This is a genomic window from Neobacillus sp. KR4-4 (assembly GCF_042136325.1).
In the GTDB taxonomy this organism is placed as follows: domain Bacteria; phylum Bacillota; class Bacilli; order Bacillales; family Cytobacillaceae; genus Neobacillus.
On the sequence record NZ_JBHHJU010000001.1, the window covers coordinates 304,281 to 319,630 of the forward strand.

Genomic DNA, 15,350 nt, shown 5'->3' on the forward strand with positions numbered 1-15,350 from the left:
CAGCCATGTTAATGAGAGTTCCCAAGTCATTTAAGACATACTTGATGATAAGTTTTGTTCGACTACTTTCTTCTTTAACCATGGTTTGGAGACCCAGCGCTTTAGGGCAAAAAACCCTCGGATACATTCATCCAATCCTTGGGCAAGCCAAATTCCTAACAGTCCCAAACCAAGTGTAATTCCGAAAAAGTAACTTAAGACGACGGCAATTCCCCACATACTGATGATACCGATGACAACAGGGAAGCGTACATCACCGACTGATTTTAAAGAACCCATGAGAACGATATTCATGGCCCGGCCCGGTTCAATGAACACAATCGCCCACAATACTGGGAGAGCGATCGCGATTATGTCAGCATCGCTTGTAAAAATAGTTAAAATTGGCTTGCCTATTAAAGCAACCGCAAGTGATACCGATGCCGATACAATCACGGCAATTTTTAAAGTCTTCAGGCCCCTTTTTAGGGCTCGGTCATATTGCTTGGCTCCGATATAACGGGCAATCAACAGTTGTGTCCCTTGGCCAATGGCAAATGTAAATAGGAAGCAAACCATGGATATATTTAAAATATACACCCGTGCTGCTAACGCAGCATCCCCGGTTAGTGCTACAAAGCTTGTAATGACCACTTGTGAAAATTGATAAGAGAGGTTTTCACCGGCAGAGGGGATCCCAATCGAAAGTAGCCCCTTAACATCCATTTTATTAATTTTGAACAAATCTTTCATATGAAACTTTAAAGCTAGTTGCCTATAAACAAAATAAAAAAGTGCTGCAATAATAAAAATTCGAGCAGCAAACATGGCATAGGCAACCCCGGCAACACCTGTTATAGGGAGGCCGAACCATCCTTTAATGGCAATAAAGGAACCGGCCATACTAATCACATTCATGATAACCGTAACAACCATGGTTTCTTTTGTGTGTCCATAGCTGCGCAAAACAGCACTTAATGCTAATGCGATGGCTTCAAGGAAAAGAGACAGACCTATAATAGAAAGGAAGGTGTAAGCAAAATCGTAAACTTCCCCGCTCAGTCCGTAAAATTTTAAAAATACACCGCCAAATGCCACTACAACGATAGTCATCATAACACCAATCCAGAAGTTCACCCCAAAGGCAGATTTTGCAAGGCGTCGTGCCAAGTCTAATCGGTTCGCCCCCAAATTTTGACCGATCAAGATGGTTGCACCGATAGCTGTGACATTAAATACTAAAATAAATATATTAATAATCTGATTGGCTACGCCAACTCCTGCCACTGCGTTATCAGAATATCCGCTTAAAATTAACGTAGCAACAATTCCCATACCCATATGGAGCGATATTTCGATAAAAAGAGGCCACGTGATGCTAAATAATGATTGGTCCTGGTACTTATTGTTTTCTGTAGTCAATAGATTTTCCTTCTTTACTTAAAGTCATATAAAATCTATTCTAACTATATTTGTACGAATTTAAAATAGATATTTCTAAAATTTAGGAGGTCTATTTTAAAAAAACGTGTATAACGATTTTAATGAATTAGTGAGTTTTCAATTTTGCTTTTCCTTGATCTTTTCACGGATTTCTTCCAGTTCTTTTAATGACAGTTCACCTAGAGATTCTTTAATTTCTTCCTCCAATTGTTTTTTATTACTTTCTCGATATTGATCCCACCAATCCCGTAACCCTTCTGTATCATCTAAAAGGTATTCGATGTCAAGTTCCTCTAATTCATCATCCGATAGATAACTCATTACAGCACCTAACATACGTGAAAGTTTATCGATATCATCCTCTTTTTTTTGGTTAGTTTGCGATACAACATTCTCTTCGGTGTCAGGCACCTCGTTATTTAGTGAAGCTTTTCGTGGCATCGTTTACCATTCCTTACCTATTTTACTTTTCGAATATATTTTAGTATTACCATTAAAAATTGGATTGATGAATGCTATTGAATTTTTCTTATTGAGGACTAAGCTATTATTAATAAATCATTGTAAAAAAAGGGTAAATTTGTAATATAATAATATTAACTTGTTTGAGAGCGAGAGAGATTGCATTTAAAAACAGCACCTCCCAGCGATTAAAGATCCTGAAGGTCGGCTGGTCGAGCTTTGGGAGAAATAGCGGGTTGTAATTTATTTGCTGCTGAGCGATTGGCTGCAAAGTTGAAGATGACATACAAAAAGACCAAATCGGTCTTTTTTTCTTTGGTTATAAACACATAAGAATGTGTGTGAATTTATTCTTTCATAGTCCTCTCATCCATATAAATGGGGTAGAGGGGGGGAGAGCATTGCAAAGAAATATGATTTCCGTATGGGATGAACATTTATTTTGGTTAGAAGTTTTACAGGATCATGCGTATTTTGTGAGAGACAATCTTTCTGTTAGCGAAGCTGAATACGTTAACACTGCGCAACAATATATTAATTTATTTGGGGATTTAATTGCATCATTAGACAATATTCCAAGTTCAAGTAACTATACAGACGAAGCTATGATCTATTTTTCCCAAAGAGCATGGCCTGTTGCAAAAGGATATTTTGAATTTGAAGGGAAATTGCAGGCGCTTAGAATTGATAATAAGGTGAATTTAAATTTATCGCCAACCTACCTGAACGGAACATTAGCTGAAAATCAAGAATATCTGCGGTTTTTAAGTCTGTTGGTTTATGGAAGAGAGCCTGTACCTCTTCCATTACCAGACCTAATGGATTTATGGCTTGAAGATCAACTGGGACACGCCGTTCTGTTTAAGAATATTATTGACCCTATTGAAATCATGGCCAGTACTCAAGCGGAAATGTATATCAACAAATTTCAAGTTTATATCGTTCAAAATCACCACTTAAAGGGTTATTTGCGGTTCAAAGAGCCAGGGTTCGCCCGTCAAACTGAATTTGCTAATGAAGTGGGAAAAACAACTCTAGAGATGAGCCAATTTGTCTACAACATGGTGATTAAATATAAGGAAAATAAATTGCTTAATAAAACAACCTTACGATTTTTAGAGCATCATTTTCCAGAAACCTGTTACTTTATAAAAAAGCTAAGCTTCTTCGCTCCGAATTTACAGGATGCAGCAAGTAAATGCTCTTTAAAAAGACCATCTTATCAATAAAAATGGGGGCCATCATGACGGCCCCCACAAATCTTATAACACCGATTTACTTTCCAATGATGCTGACTTCATTTGAGACTTAGGCCATTTAACGTTCGCGGCCATAATCCCCCCTAAAATAAGGACAACTCCAAGCCATTGTGACAAGTTAACATTCTCGGCTAGAACGATAGCAGACAAGATAACAGCAATCGGTAGCTCAGAGGCTGTTAAGATGGTTCCGAGGCTTGGTCCGACATGCTTCATTCCAATAGAAAATAAAAGCGGCGGCAAGGCGACGCCTAGTAATCCTAGGAACAATCCATAAGGAGCCACTCCCATCATTACGGGTAAATGAAGTAAATTTGTTGGCTGAAAAATTAATAAAACTGTGATTAATCCGCCAGTGGACATGAGTGCACTTTTCTGTACTGGCGGTGTACCCTCTCCCACAGAACTGCTGAGAAAGATAAAAGCAGTATATGAAATCGCGGAAAGCAGTCCCCACACTGTTCCCTGCAAGGTTAGATCTACGCCGCCTTCAGTAATAATGCCAGCAGCAAGAATCGAGCCAATGATTAGAATCCCAATTGAAGCCATTTTCCCCATACTAGGTATTTTTTTATAAACCATCCATTCAATAAAAGTGCCAATCCATACAAATTGAAATAAAAAGATAATCGCAAGTGAAGCATCAAGGGTCTGCAGGGATTGATAATAAAATATGCCCGTCAACCCAACTGGAATTCCTGCTAAAAGCAATTTACCTATGTTCAGCAGGGTAAGTTTTGCCTTCTTTGAAAACAGTGCGACGCTCCAAATGAGTAAGGTCCCGAGTATGAATTGACTCCCGGTAACTTCTTTTACCGTAAACCCAGCTGAGTAAGCAAGCTTAACAAAGGTCGATAATACACCGTAACAGCATCCTCCTAAAAAAACAATCAATGCATAGTGCCAAGTTTTCATTTTTTCTACCCCTTTTTGATTTTTTTAATCTTTCGATCCAGTTTCCAAACAACAAAAAAGCCACACAGCTCTCACGTGAGAACTGTGTGGCGAAAATAGAGATATTTCTCTAGAAAAGTCCACAAACAAATGAATTTTGTTATTTAATTATTGCCTTTGTTACTTTAAAACAATTGTCATGAAATGTCAATAACTTTGAATGTTTTATTTTCCTACGCCATATGACCAGATTTTTTTACTTTCGTCTGTAAGTATTTTTCGTTGTACTCGGAGATATCGCCCCAAAGAGGAGTTCGTCCAGAAACTGTTGCACCTGCTGCTTTTAAGGCCTTAAGCTTTCTCGGATTGTTCGTGATGAGGGTGACAGGTTTGCTTCTTAGCGCTTTAAGCACTTCAATCGCATCCTCGTAATTTCGTGTATCATCTGGAAATCCAAGTCCTTCATTTGCCTCGACTGTGTCGTAGCCATTTTCTTGCAGAATATAGGCCATTGCCTTGCTAAATAAGCCTATTCCTCGGCCTTCATGATTGGCTAAATAAAATAACGCTCCGGTTCCATGCTCGGCAATCATTTTCATCGATTGCTTTAGTTGAAAACCGCAATCACAGCGCTTGCTGCCAAAGATATCTCCTGTATGACAAATAGAATGCATTCTGATTAATGCATCCTCTCCGTATTCAAAATCTCCATAAACGAGGACACTTGATTGTTGGTATTCCGCTAAATTCCCAGAAGCTAATTGATCAATGACTTGCTGGAAATCTTCTGTTACATGTTCACTCTTCAGCCAGCTGTACCATTTAAATTCTACCGTTTCACCATATAAATTGACTGGAAGCTTGATCGGTCCCACTAGGTAAATCGCTTCCTCACCTTTTTTAACTAATTTTATTTTATCCTCTAAAAAAGAGAGAGTATCTGCTTTTAATTGAATTTGTTCCACTATGAATTCCCCCAATCCATATTTTCATAGATTCCTACTGCCATTACTGTCAAGAAAGGACTGGCACGGCAAAATTATCCCGATAGTTTTTTTCTTTCTCTCGTTGCTGTTGTTGCAGCTTTTCTGTATGATCCCGTCGTTCGTGTTCGAATCTTTTTAATTGTGCCGCACTATGGTTCTGTTTGTCGAGTGCTTCGCTCAGTACATCAGCTAATACATCTGCATCTAATAGTGCACAATTGATCCCAAATGCACCAGTTGGACTCATCGTATGTGCGGCATCGCCCATGATCACCAACCCGTCTTTCACCCATGTTGGAGAATGTGAGCTTTGCACTTTTAATAAAATAAAATCGTCCCAGGATCGAATCTGGGTACGGATGGTTTCGGTTAATTCTGGAAATGCATCTATCACTTGTTTGATAAAAGGTTCACATGATTGCTTTTTTAAGGATGGATACGAATCTTCTTCAATATTCCAGCCTATTTGGATAAACCCGCCTGCCTGGGTAAACAAAGCCAGCTGATTTCCATTCACTAAAGTGTTTTTAATAGTTGGCTCCCAATTTGCTGGGCTTTGAATTTTCGCCCATAACAAATCGTATCCATGTGTTTTCTTTGTAAAAGGCATCCCAGCCAGTTTCCTTACTGTTGAGAACCTGCCATCAGCACCGACAACAATCTTGCTGTTTATTGTTACTTCTTGCCCGCCATATAGCGCTTTTAAACCAGTTACATAACCCATATCATTAAACATTAATTCTATCACCTTTGTCCCCATCATCAGTTTGAAATTCTGATATGGTTCAGATGCTTGAATTAGCACGCTTAACAAATTCTTTTGCGGGACATGGATGCCGACATGCTGCTCCCCAGCACCAGGTGTGATGGTCTTTATTGCCTTTCCGTCCTGCCAATATTCCACTCGTTCCATTAATAATAACCCAGCAGCATCTACTTGGTCATAAAGATTATATTTTTTTAATACTCGTTCTCCGTCCTGATTGAGATGTTCACCACGGAATTCTTTATCAATCCCTTTGTGGCGTTCGAGTACAATCGTTGAAATTCCTTTTTTGGCAAGCAAATATCCTAGTAACGCGCCTCCGGGACCTGCACCTACAATACAAACATCTGCCTCAAGGTTCATGTTTGAAAACCACCTTATTCTATCTGATGTATTGACGAACCATAAATGGTTAAAGTAAAATATTCATAGTTAATAATTATTCGTTAGTCAGTTACTTTATGTAAGTAATTATATTTTTAAAAATCGATTGTGTCAAATAAATATATTTTGCAAGGTAATTATGTTGCTAATTGCGAAGAGGGGGAAAGGTCAATGGATGAGTCAGTCATTTGTCCTCGATTTGAAAAAGCGATGGGGATGTTAAGCCAGCGTTGGACAGGATTAGTTATTTATCAACTGCTATCGGGCCCAAAACGCTTCTGCAGCTTGGAATCTTCAATGGGGATTAGCGGAAGAGTCCTTTCCGAGCGGCTCAAGGATTTAGAAGGTCAGGGGATTGTGAAACGAGAGGTGTTTCCGGAAACACCTGTCCGAATTGAGTATTCTCTTACAGAAAAGGGACTCTCTTTAAAACCAATTATACAAGAACTTGAAAAATGGTCACAAACCTGGCTGACCATGGAATAAATGATTTTAGGCAGCCTTGGCCAAGGTTGCCTGTTTTTTGCTGTAAGCTATTTAAAAGCATGAAGAGAGCCGTCCGGAAATTAAAAGAATCAGGCTGATTGACGACTGGGAATAATAAAAATGGGGCAACAAGGTAGTCAATAGCTATTTGTTTAACCCCTATGGCTGCTATAATCAATCCTTTTGTTTGTTGAGAAAATTCGTGAATCAAATCGCATAGCCCGCAAAAAAGTTAGCAAACTAAAATGGCGGGTGTCGATTTATTAATTGGCATCTTGAATTAGGAAACGACAAGGGTGGTGAACGTATGGCTAAAAATAAGAATAACCAATTGAAGAACAATAAAAATGCTCAACCAAATGATCAAGAGTTTGCAGGAGAAAATGGACTTGAAAAGGTAGTTAGACAAGCCCAAAAAAAGCCGAAATAAGTTATGGACTGTAAAAGATCGTCATTTTGGCGGTCTTTTTATATTTGGCATTTAACACAATTTTATAGTTGAGGACATATGTCCTATTCAAACAAGCGTGTGATACCTTTTAATATAGACAGAAATAAAAATTAGGGGAGAAGAGAGAATGAAGGGAATTATCTTTGCGTTTTTAGGCGGGGCATTTATTACCTTGCAAGGAATTGCTAATACACGAATTAGTCAAGATATAGGTACATGGCAGGCAGCGACCATTACCCAGCTTACGGGTTTTGTAATGGCTTTTATCATCTTAATGTTCGTTCGGGACGCCAATTGGTATGGCTTCAAACAAGTGAAGCCCTTATATTTGATCGGTGGCGCTTTTGCAGCGATTGTTATCTTTAGTAATGTCAAATCGATTGAGGAAATCGGTGTAACCCTTAGTATATCGGCTATTCTGATTTCGCAGTTAACATTAACTTTTATTATCGATAGTAGCGGATGGTTCGGCCTGGAAAAGCAAAAGATGAAACTGCCACAGTTTATTGGTATCGGGATGATGATTGCAGGTGTGGTCATCCTAAGGTCTTAAGTCTCGCAAGATGCAGTTAAAAACAGAGGTGAAACCGAGTGAGGGAACAAAAGAATCAGGAGCAATTGCTCGCCTATATCCAAACATACCAACTAGATTCGATATTTCATGAACCATTGATTCCTCATTTGTCGCTGTACAGTTTTGACCAAGGAGAACTAATTTGCTCCCAGGGGGAAGCTTCACAGTATTTGTATGTTCTGGTTAAAGGAAAGGTCAAAATCTATACTAGTTCGCCGGAAGGTAAAACACTCATTCTCTCTTTTAAGAAACCGATTGAAGTGATCGGGGATATTGAGTATGTCCGCGGCATTGATATTATTAACACGGTGGAGGCCGTATCGCCGGTTTGGATGATTGGAATTCATTATCGCTGGTTGAAGCAATATGGAAGTGACCACGCGCCATTTCTGCAATTTCTATTGGATATTATCACCAGGAAGTTTCAGCTAAAAAACAATTTAATGACCTTTAATATTATGTATCCGGTCGAAGTTCGCTTGGCTAGTTACCTTTTGTCGGTTTCCTTTGATGAAGCTGATTCACAGGATAAAGACCAACTGAGTATCAGCATTAAGGATGCGGCCAATTTAATTGGAACGAGTTATCGTCATTTGAATCGAGTCATCACACAATTTTGTGAAGAGGGTCTGATTGAACGGAAGAGAGGTTCCATTTTAGTTAAGGACAGAAATGGATTGAAAGGTCTCGCAGGCGATAATATTTATGAATAAGTTTGAAAAAAATCAACACAAGGGAGAGAAAGCGGATGATTTTGGGATTATTATTTGCAATTATTGCCGGTTCGCTGGTAGCCTTGCAAAATATTTTCAACAGTAAAGTCAATGAACGAGCGGGGTCATGGGCGACGACGACCTTAGTATTAGGGATGGGTTTTCTTGCCTCACTGACTTTCGGCCTCATCTTTGAGGGAAGAGGATTATTCCACCTAGAAAATATGAAGACGTGGTACTGGTTTAGCGGGATGATCGGCGTAGGAGTAGTTGTTTGTCTTGTTCAAGGAATCAAACGGCTCGGACCAACCTATGCCATTGCAATCGCGTTAACATCACAGTTGTTGTTTGCCTTACTCGGGGACTCACTAGGCTGGTTAGGTCTGAATAAGGTCCCGTTTACTCTCAATCAGTTGATGGGAGTGCTGGTCATCGTCGGCGGAATTGTTGTGTTTAAATTTGCAGGCAGCGGTGAGGGCCAGAAAGTGTTTGCTTGGCCATTTGCGAAAGGGAATAAAGTGCCGGAATATCAACAGAGAGAAAGCTAAAATGTGCTGAGAACTGGGCAGCAGAGTCTTAGTAGAAGACGGAAATAGTTTAACTTTCATAGGGATCTAAAAACCAGAATGGCCAGTTGAGCATTCTGTTTTTTTATTTGTTAAAAAAACTTATCGCCCTTATAAAAGTAACCATTTTCGCTAAAAGACGGCTATTTTTTCTTAACAAACCGACTGGACAAATAATTTTATACTTTTTTTAGAATTGGTTTAGAAGTGGTTTATCATTCGCGGTTATGATAAATAACAGTAGCAGATGAATTATTGTATGAGGAATAAATGCGTTAAGGAGATTTGCTCATGTCAATCAAGACGAGACTTTTGCTTTCCTATATGGCCATGACCTTCATGCCCATCGTGTTGTTTGCCTTTATTGCAGCAACACTTGTTTCCACTTTTTATAAGGATATGGCAGGAACCATGGATGGGAAGGGAATACCAGCCTTTTGGGAAACGACCAATGAACGCCGAGATTTGATTGCCGGCGTGAAATTTATGTCACAAAATGACCCAGACCGATTCAATGACATCCGATTCTTGAAAAACACAGACGAACAATTAAATGGTGTTCATTCAGGAATCGTAGTGATGAAAAATAATCAAGTGAGCTTCACTTCCTCTTTTGTGAACAGCCTTGATATAGATGCTTCAGAGATTCAGAAAATGCAAAGCAGTCAGACTCAAGACCGCTGGGGAAAAACTCGTTTTTTAGTTGAAGCATTCAATATCACCCTTAGCGATCACACTACAGGTACGGTATATGTACTTTCTGATCTATATCCCTTTTTCAAGGAAGTAAGAAAGTTTTTCCCACTGCTAGTATTGTCGCTGCTACTTGTTATTGGGTTAACGAACGGTGTCCTTACCTATTTAGTTTCCCGGAGCTTTATTAAACCCTTGTTTACTTTAAAACATGCTGCAGAACAAATTAAAAAAGGGAATCTGGACCATGGAGTGGAGTTGGAACGCAAAGATGAATTCGGAGAATTAGGAGCTTCCTTTGAAGAAATGCGCGTTCGATTGAGAGAGTCAATCCATCTTCAACTACAGTATGAAGAGAACCGGAAAGAGCTAATTTCAAATATTTCACATGATCTGAAAACGCCGATTACGGGAATTAAAGCCTGTGTTCAAGGTATTCAAGATGGAATCGCAGATACTGTTTCGAAAAAGGAAAAATATATAAATATGATTGCAAAAAAAGCGGATGATATGGACCATTTGATTGATGAATTAATGCTGTATTCCAAGCTGGATATAAATCAACTGCCATTTCATATGGAGCCTTTGGACATTCGGGTATACTTACAGAATTATATAGAGGAATTACGTCACGACCCGCGGATGGATAACATTAAGATTACGTTTTCTTCTGGCAGGGCCAGTCCGGTTCGTGTTATGGCAGACCACGAAAAGTTGAGCAGAGTCATAATAAACATTATTGAGAACAGCTTAAAATATATGGACAAGGCACATAAGGAAATTAATGTGGAATTGTTTGACGACGAGGCAAAGGCAACAATACACATCCAGGATAACGGAACGGGAATTGACAGCAATGAACTGTTCCATATTTTCAATCGTTTTTATCGGACAGAACCTTCGAGGAATACAGATACGGGAGGCACGGGTCTTGGTCTTGCTATTGTCAAACAGATAGTAGAAGGCCAAGGTGGGACCGTTTGGGCTGAAAGTCAATTAGGAGAAGGGACCAGCATATATTTTACGCTGTCAAAGATCAATCATGAGGGTGAGGACGAGTGAAACGAATTTTAATCATAGAGGACGATCAGGTCATTTCGGAAGTGGAAAAAGATTATTTAGAGGCAAGCGGCTATGAGGTAGAAATTGCCGCAAGTGGGGACCTAGGTCTGAAAAAGGCCTTAGAAAATGAATATGATTTGATTATTCTTGATCTCATGCTTCCAAATACAGATGGATTTGAAATCTGCCGGCGAGTCCGACAAGTGAAAAACATCCCAATTTTAATGGTATCCGCTAAAAGGGAAGAAATCGATAAGATACGAGGCCTCGGTCTCGGTGCAGATGATTTTGTGACCAAGCCCTTCAGTGTGGGTGAGCTGATGGCCAGGGTCAAAGCGCATCTTGCCCGCTATGACCGATTAATATCAGATAATGTTGGGACACACAAAGAAGAAATTCAAATCCGAGGTATTCGTATTGATAAGTTATCTAGAAAAGTGTTCGTAAATGAAACTGAAATTCCTTTTACATCGAAGGAGTTTGACTTGCTGCTATTTTTGACCATCCATCCGAATCGGGTGTTCAGCAAAGACGAACTATTTGAGAAAATCTGGGGATTGGATTCAAACGGGGACAATGCCACGGTAACAGTTTTTATTGGTAAATTGCGTGAAAAAATTGAAACGAATCCCTCAAACCCGAAATATATTGAAACCATTTGGGGTGTAGGGTATCGGTTTAATGTGTGACAAGGGGGGAATGGTATGAGGAAATTGAATCTTACCCAGAGAAGATGGCTGCTTATCTTACATTTATTATTTGCAGCAATTATGTTCGGGGTGGCCATTGTTTTTTTAATTCTGAGTATAACTGCCGCAAACACGAACGATGCCGGTGTGCTCAAGGCATGTTATACAAGTATGCATGTTCTTGCTAAAACTTCCGTTCGTGCTTCAACAATTGGCACTGTGGTGACAGGGATATTACTATCTGTGCTAACGCAATGGGGATTGTTTAAATATTACTGGATAATCGTTAAGGAAGGGTTGACGCTCCTCTCGATTCTATTGGGACCCTTCGCTATGTATACCTTAACACTCAAGGCGGTAACATTGACATCCAAGGGAGGAATGAACACTCTTTTGAACCCATCGTTTACTGTAAACCAGTGGCAGCTCTGGATTGGAATTATCCTTCAGATTATTTCGCTTGGTGCGATGTTTGTAATTTCGGTGTTTAAACCATGGGGTCAGCGAAAACAGAGGAAAGCGGCGAACCATGCCTGAAGAAGAAAGGGAGAAGAGATTTAAATGACTTCCCTTCCCGGCGGGAGAGAAAAGATGATCGGGGAAGTTCTGAATGTGAATATCTGGGCAGGGTTGAGCGTCTATTTCATAATCGTTGAGTGGAGAATCCTTCGTAAAAACGAAAGACTTAAGGTGTCAGGCACTGTGTGAAAAAATTCACATGGTGCCTGACACCAATCTTTTGACTATCAACAGGTTTTTAGATTTTTTCATTGACAGGATCCATTGGAGGATGTTACTATCCTAATAAGTAATCATATGGGTATTATTGGAATTAGATAAAATGATTTAATCTTTAACAAGTCAGTTAATTAATAATCGTTACCAGACAACTGGAGACACAAATCAATGTGTCTCCTTTTTGACTATAAAAATTCATTTCACTAGTCGACTATTCTGATAGAGACTTCTCCCTCCCGTGAGAAGTCTTTTTTTATTCAAATTGAAGGAGCTGATTCTACTCTAAGACTTCTTTTTCATTAAACATTGTTGATTTTGAATTCGCTCAATAATACACTCGATTCGCTCATTGATGCTAATAATTCGCTCATTGCCCCCCTGAATTCGCTCACAAAACTCAAAAATTCGCTCATAAAAGGGAAAAGTCGATAAAAATCCAAAAGGTTGAGTGTAAAATGACAAAAAATATGATATCTCGTTGGTATTAATAAGTAACTCTTATCAAAACACAAGCAAACTGACAAAGGGAGAGGATGGTATGGAGAATATCCTTCGGAATGCTGTAGAACAAAGAAGGAAAACATTAATAAATATATTGCTTACCTTTAAAGTATTTGAAAATGAGGAACAGCTTTCGAAGTTTTCTTTAACAGAATTAGAGAATGAATACAAACGATTAAAGTCGAATAGTCATCCTCACAGTGATAGCGGGTCCATTAAATGGAAGAAGAAAATATAAAATGATGGCGCACAGTGACTGTCACCGTGCGCCAAGTATTTAATCTAGTATTCCCCACTACTACACATATTTGTCTCGGCCCGACATCATCCCGAACAGCATAACGATGAAAGAGATTATGATTAAGGTAATTAGCGGAATCATCCACATATGGGTGAAATCATACAAAAATCCAATAAACAAGGGACCTACGGCAGCTAAGATATAACCCGTTGATTGTGCCATCCCAGATAAATCGGCTGCCTCGCCGGCACTCTTAGAGCGGAGGCCAATATAACTTAGAGCTAGTGGAAAAGTTCCTCCCAATGCGATTCCAATAATGATAATACTTACGATTAAAATCGGATAAGAAGAGCCTAACAGTAATCCTCCATAACCAATGATAGAGCATATGCCTAACACAAAAGATATCCATACTTGCGAACGATACCGTCCAGCAATTACAGGGATGAAGAAACTAGCCGGTAATCCGACAATTTGACTAAATGACAAGAGCCAGCCTGCTGTTTCCATACTCAATCCATGGCTATGTAAGATTTCAGGTAACCAGGAAATGGTTACATAAAATAAAAAAGATTGAAACCCCATAAATATAGCGATTTGCCAGGCAAGCGGCGAACGCCAGACATGATTCGAGCTCGGAGTGACTTTTCTAATCTCCTTTTGATTTCCTTGATTAAATTTAGAAAGGAATATCCACACCAAAATCGCTGCGACAGCGGGAATCCCCCAAACGTTTAAGGCACCCTTCCACCCAAGGTTCATTCCCACTGCTAACGGAACACTAACTCCGGATGCTAAGGAGGCAACTAATCCCATGGATGTTGAATAAACACTTGTCATCAGCCCAAATTGGTCTGGGAATTTGTCCTTTGCAATCGCAGGTAATAAGACATTTCCAATCGCTATCCCGACCCCAATAAACAAAGTACCTGTGAAAAGAAAAAACGCCATGGGAATAGATCGAATGACAATGCCTATTAAAAGAGAGATCAAACCAACTACTAAAGCTGTCTCATTTGTTAAACGGTTGGCGAGCTTTGGTACAATTGGTGACATGATGGCAAAAACAATTAAAGGCAAACTCATTAATAAGCCCGCGCTCCAATGGGCTAGTCCCACATCTTTCTGAATCATTCCAACTAACGGTCCTACTGATGTAATCGCAGGACGCAAATTAAAGGCAATTAGTACAATCCCAATAATGAGCCATATGATGTAAGTTGATTTCGAATAGGTATTTGATTTTAGTAACTCCACTACTTAAACCTCCACTGTAGACAAACTTTCTAAAGTATAACATAATTTAAGTTATGAGGCGCAACACGGGCTAGAAAGATCATCTAATGAATTGGAGTCTTAAAGAATAGGAGAATAATAGGATTAAAAAAAGGGTCAGCCTTCCATTACGGTGAAGTAGTGGGAGTCTGACCTTTTTTGGAGATTTTTAATTCCAGTTTTTCGCTCAAGAACGTGGAGCCTAAGACAAGAGCACCGCCTATCATTTGAATTAGTGACATCCCTTCGTTTAAGAAAATCGCGGCAATAATCACGGCTGATATCGGATCGATATAGCTGAGTACCGCAATCGTCTGCCCCTTTAGTTCTTGGAGAGAAGTAAAGTATAAAAAATAAGCAAAACCAGTATGTACAATCCCTAGAATTAAGATGAAAATAATGGAGGTTGTGTCTAATCTACCCAGGTTTAAATTACCCTGCCAGAGTACATATGGAAACAGAACCAGAGCTCCTGCCATTAATTGCACTACCGTTGTTTCAAAACCTGATAAATTTTTGATGAATTTATTCATTAGGACCACACTAGCATAAAATGCTGCCGCTAAAAGACCGTAAAAAATCCCTAACGTATGATTCTGTGATCCGCTTGTGCCGCCATCACCAGGATTAACGATTAAAAACAAACCAATCATTGCCAAAGCAATGCATATAATCTTCACGCTCGTCAATTTTTCTTTAAGAATCCATGGTGCTAAGATCATCACAAAAATCGGTGCGAAGTAATAGCTTATCGTGGCATTCGATATAGTCGTATAGTGATAGGACTCAAAAAGAAAAATCCAATTGAATCCAATTGCTGCACCTGATAATAGAAGCAGAAGCGCATTTTCTTTAAGTGCTTGAAAAGATGGCTTATGTTTGACAAGGAAACTAGCAATAAGCAGAAACAGACATCCGATGACACCCCGTAAGAAGGCAATTTCACTTGAAGACAGGTCAATCTTTCTTACAAAAACCCCGATACTCCCAAAAATGAGCATCGTCAAAACAAGTCTGATTTTTCCTTTCATAATAGATCCACCCCTGTTCTTAAATCCATATGAATGATTACATAACTGCTTTTTACAGCAGCGACATCATCTTACTATGGTATAACTGGAAACAAATAAAAATCAACCATTAAATATGCCCGAATCATTACTAATCTGTACATAAATACCCTTAAAA

The 15,350-nt window shown here is 39.2% G+C and carries 17 protein-coding genes; 10 read left to right on the top strand and 7 right to left on the bottom strand.

The genetic code is table 11. The annotated features are described in order from the left end of the window. Positions 1–30: 30 nt before the first annotated feature. Together ACE198_RS01445 and ACE198_RS01450 are read right to left on the bottom strand one after the other, a co-directional pair. Positions 31–1,401, bottom strand: a complete 1,371-nt coding sequence (locus ACE198_RS01445) for an MATE family efflux transporter (protein ID WP_375374449.1) — start codon at positions 1,399–1,401, stop codon at positions 31–33. 138 nt (positions 1,402–1,539) lie between these two features. Continuing rightward, complete coding sequence (locus ACE198_RS01450; protein WP_251460931.1) at positions 1,540–1,863, bottom strand: hypothetical protein; 324 nt, start codon at positions 1,861–1,863, stop codon at positions 1,540–1,542. Positions 1,864–2,285: 422 nt separating this feature from the next. On the opposite strand from ACE198_RS01450, the gene ACE198_RS01455 reads away from it, so the two are divergent. After that, the gene (locus ACE198_RS01455; RefSeq protein ID WP_375374450.1) at positions 2,286–3,113 is read left to right on the top strand and encodes a DUF2935 domain-containing protein; all 828 of its coding nucleotides are present in this window, start codon (positions 2,286–2,288) and stop codon (positions 3,111–3,113) included. A gap of 33 nt (positions 3,114–3,146) precedes the next feature. Here ACE198_RS01455 and ACE198_RS01460 read toward each other — a convergent pair whose 3' ends face one another. The 3 genes from ACE198_RS01460 to ACE198_RS01470 all read right to left on the bottom strand — a co-directional run bounded on the left by ACE198_RS01460 (position 3,147) and on the right by ACE198_RS01470 (position 6,152). After that, positions 3,147–4,058, bottom strand: a complete 912-nt coding sequence (locus tag ACE198_RS01460) for an EamA family transporter (RefSeq protein WP_375374451.1) — start codon at positions 4,056–4,058, stop codon at positions 3,147–3,149. A 212-nt stretch (positions 4,059–4,270) separates the two neighbouring features. Further along, complete coding sequence (locus ACE198_RS01465) at positions 4,271–5,002, bottom strand: GTP cyclohydrolase II (protein ID WP_098575909.1); 732 nt, start codon at positions 5,000–5,002, stop codon at positions 4,271–4,273. Between the two features lie 49 nt (positions 5,003–5,051). After that, on the bottom strand, positions 5,052–6,152 hold the full coding sequence (locus ACE198_RS01470; protein WP_375374452.1) for an FAD-dependent monooxygenase: 1,101 nt from the start codon (positions 6,150–6,152) through the stop codon (positions 5,052–5,054). A 192-nt stretch (positions 6,153–6,344) separates the two neighbouring features. Between ACE198_RS01470 and ACE198_RS01475 the strand changes: the two genes are divergently transcribed. The 9 genes from ACE198_RS01475 (at position 6,345) to fbpA (ending at position 12,884) form a co-directional block, all read left to right on the top strand. Continuing rightward, a complete protein-coding gene (locus tag ACE198_RS01475; protein ID WP_098575907.1) occupies positions 6,345–6,659 on the top strand; it encodes a winged helix-turn-helix transcriptional regulator in 315 nt (104 codons plus the stop codon). A gap of 307 nt (positions 6,660–6,966) precedes the next feature. Continuing rightward, positions 6,967–7,089, top strand: coding sequence for a hypothetical protein (locus tag ACE198_RS01480; RefSeq protein WP_257148591.1), 123 nt, complete (start codon positions 6,967–6,969; stop codon positions 7,087–7,089). 148 nt (positions 7,090–7,237) lie between these two features. After that, positions 7,238–7,663: a DMT family transporter gene (locus ACE198_RS01485; RefSeq protein ID WP_251460951.1), complete on the top strand. Its 426-nt coding sequence runs from the start codon at positions 7,238–7,240 to the stop codon at positions 7,661–7,663. A 38-nt stretch (positions 7,664–7,701) separates the two neighbouring features. After that, positions 7,702–8,397, top strand: a complete 696-nt coding sequence (locus ACE198_RS01490; RefSeq protein ID WP_375374453.1) for a Crp/Fnr family transcriptional regulator — start codon at positions 7,702–7,704, stop codon at positions 8,395–8,397. Between the two features lie 35 nt (positions 8,398–8,432). After that, a complete protein-coding gene (locus ACE198_RS01495) occupies positions 8,433–8,945 on the top strand; it encodes a DMT family transporter (protein ID WP_375374454.1) in 513 nt (170 codons plus the stop codon). 309 nt (positions 8,946–9,254) lie between these two features. Beyond that, the gene (locus ACE198_RS01500; protein ID WP_375374455.1) at positions 9,255–10,718 is read left to right on the top strand and encodes a sensor histidine kinase; all 1,464 of its coding nucleotides are present in this window, start codon (positions 9,255–9,257) and stop codon (positions 10,716–10,718) included. After that, positions 10,715–11,407, top strand: coding sequence for a response regulator transcription factor (locus tag ACE198_RS01505; RefSeq protein WP_375374456.1), 693 nt, complete (start codon positions 10,715–10,717; stop codon positions 11,405–11,407). Before ACE198_RS01500 ends, ACE198_RS01505 begins: the two co-directional genes overlap by 4 nt. A 15-nt stretch (positions 11,408–11,422) precedes the next feature. Further along, on the top strand, positions 11,423–11,944 hold the full coding sequence (locus ACE198_RS01510) for a hypothetical protein (protein ID WP_375374457.1): 522 nt from the start codon (positions 11,423–11,425) through the stop codon (positions 11,942–11,944). A 739-nt stretch (positions 11,945–12,683) separates the two neighbouring features. Further along, positions 12,684–12,884, top strand: a complete 201-nt coding sequence (gene fbpA, locus ACE198_RS01515; protein ID WP_375374458.1) for a Fur-regulated basic protein FbpA — start codon at positions 12,684–12,686, stop codon at positions 12,882–12,884. A gap of 60 nt (positions 12,885–12,944) precedes the next feature. On the opposite strand, the gene ACE198_RS01520 is transcribed toward fbpA, so the two are convergent. Then, the gene (locus tag ACE198_RS01520; protein WP_375374459.1) at positions 12,945–14,144 is read right to left on the bottom strand and encodes a CynX/NimT family MFS transporter; all 1,200 of its coding nucleotides are present in this window, start codon (positions 14,142–14,144) and stop codon (positions 12,945–12,947) included. Positions 14,145–14,290: 146 nt separating this feature from the next. Further along, on the bottom strand, positions 14,291–15,193 hold the full coding sequence (locus ACE198_RS01525) for a DMT family transporter (protein WP_375374460.1): 903 nt from the start codon (positions 15,191–15,193) through the stop codon (positions 14,291–14,293). Positions 15,194–15,350 lie beyond the last annotated feature (157 nt).

What these genes read in the sequence shown, in the direction of transcription:
- ACE198_RS01450 (WP_251460931.1), bottom strand. Translation starts at nt 1,863, where the DNA reads ATGCCACGAAAAGCTTCACTAAATAACGAGGTGCCTGACACCGAAGAG.
- ACE198_RS01460 (WP_375374451.1), bottom strand. Translation starts at nt 4,058, where the DNA reads ATGAAAACTTGGCACTATGCATTGATTGTTTTTTTAGGAGGATGCTGT.
- ACE198_RS01470 (WP_375374452.1), bottom strand. Translation starts at nt 6,152, where the DNA reads ATGAACCTTGAGGCAGATGTTTGTATTGTAGGTGCAGGTCCCGGAGGC.
- ACE198_RS01475 (WP_098575907.1), top strand. Translation starts at nt 6,345, where the DNA reads ATGGATGAGTCAGTCATTTGTCCTCGATTTGAAAAAGCGATGGGGATG.
- ACE198_RS01480 (WP_257148591.1), top strand. Translation starts at nt 6,967, where the DNA reads ATGGCTAAAAATAAGAATAACCAATTGAAGAACAATAAAAATGCTCAA.
- ACE198_RS01485 (WP_251460951.1), top strand. Translation starts at nt 7,238, where the DNA reads ATGAAGGGAATTATCTTTGCGTTTTTAGGCGGGGCATTTATTACCTTG.
- ACE198_RS01495 (WP_375374454.1), top strand. Translation starts at nt 8,433, where the DNA reads ATGATTTTGGGATTATTATTTGCAATTATTGCCGGTTCGCTGGTAGCC.
- ACE198_RS01500 (WP_375374455.1), top strand. Translation starts at nt 9,255, where the DNA reads ATGTCAATCAAGACGAGACTTTTGCTTTCCTATATGGCCATGACCTTC.
- ACE198_RS01510 (WP_375374457.1), top strand. Translation starts at nt 11,423, where the DNA reads ATGAGGAAATTGAATCTTACCCAGAGAAGATGGCTGCTTATCTTACAT.
- fbpA (WP_375374458.1), top strand. Translation starts at nt 12,684, where the DNA reads ATGGAGAATATCCTTCGGAATGCTGTAGAACAAAGAAGGAAAACATTA.
- ACE198_RS01525 (WP_375374460.1), bottom strand. Translation starts at nt 15,193, where the DNA reads ATGAAAGGAAAAATCAGACTTGTTTTGACGATGCTCATTTTTGGGAGT.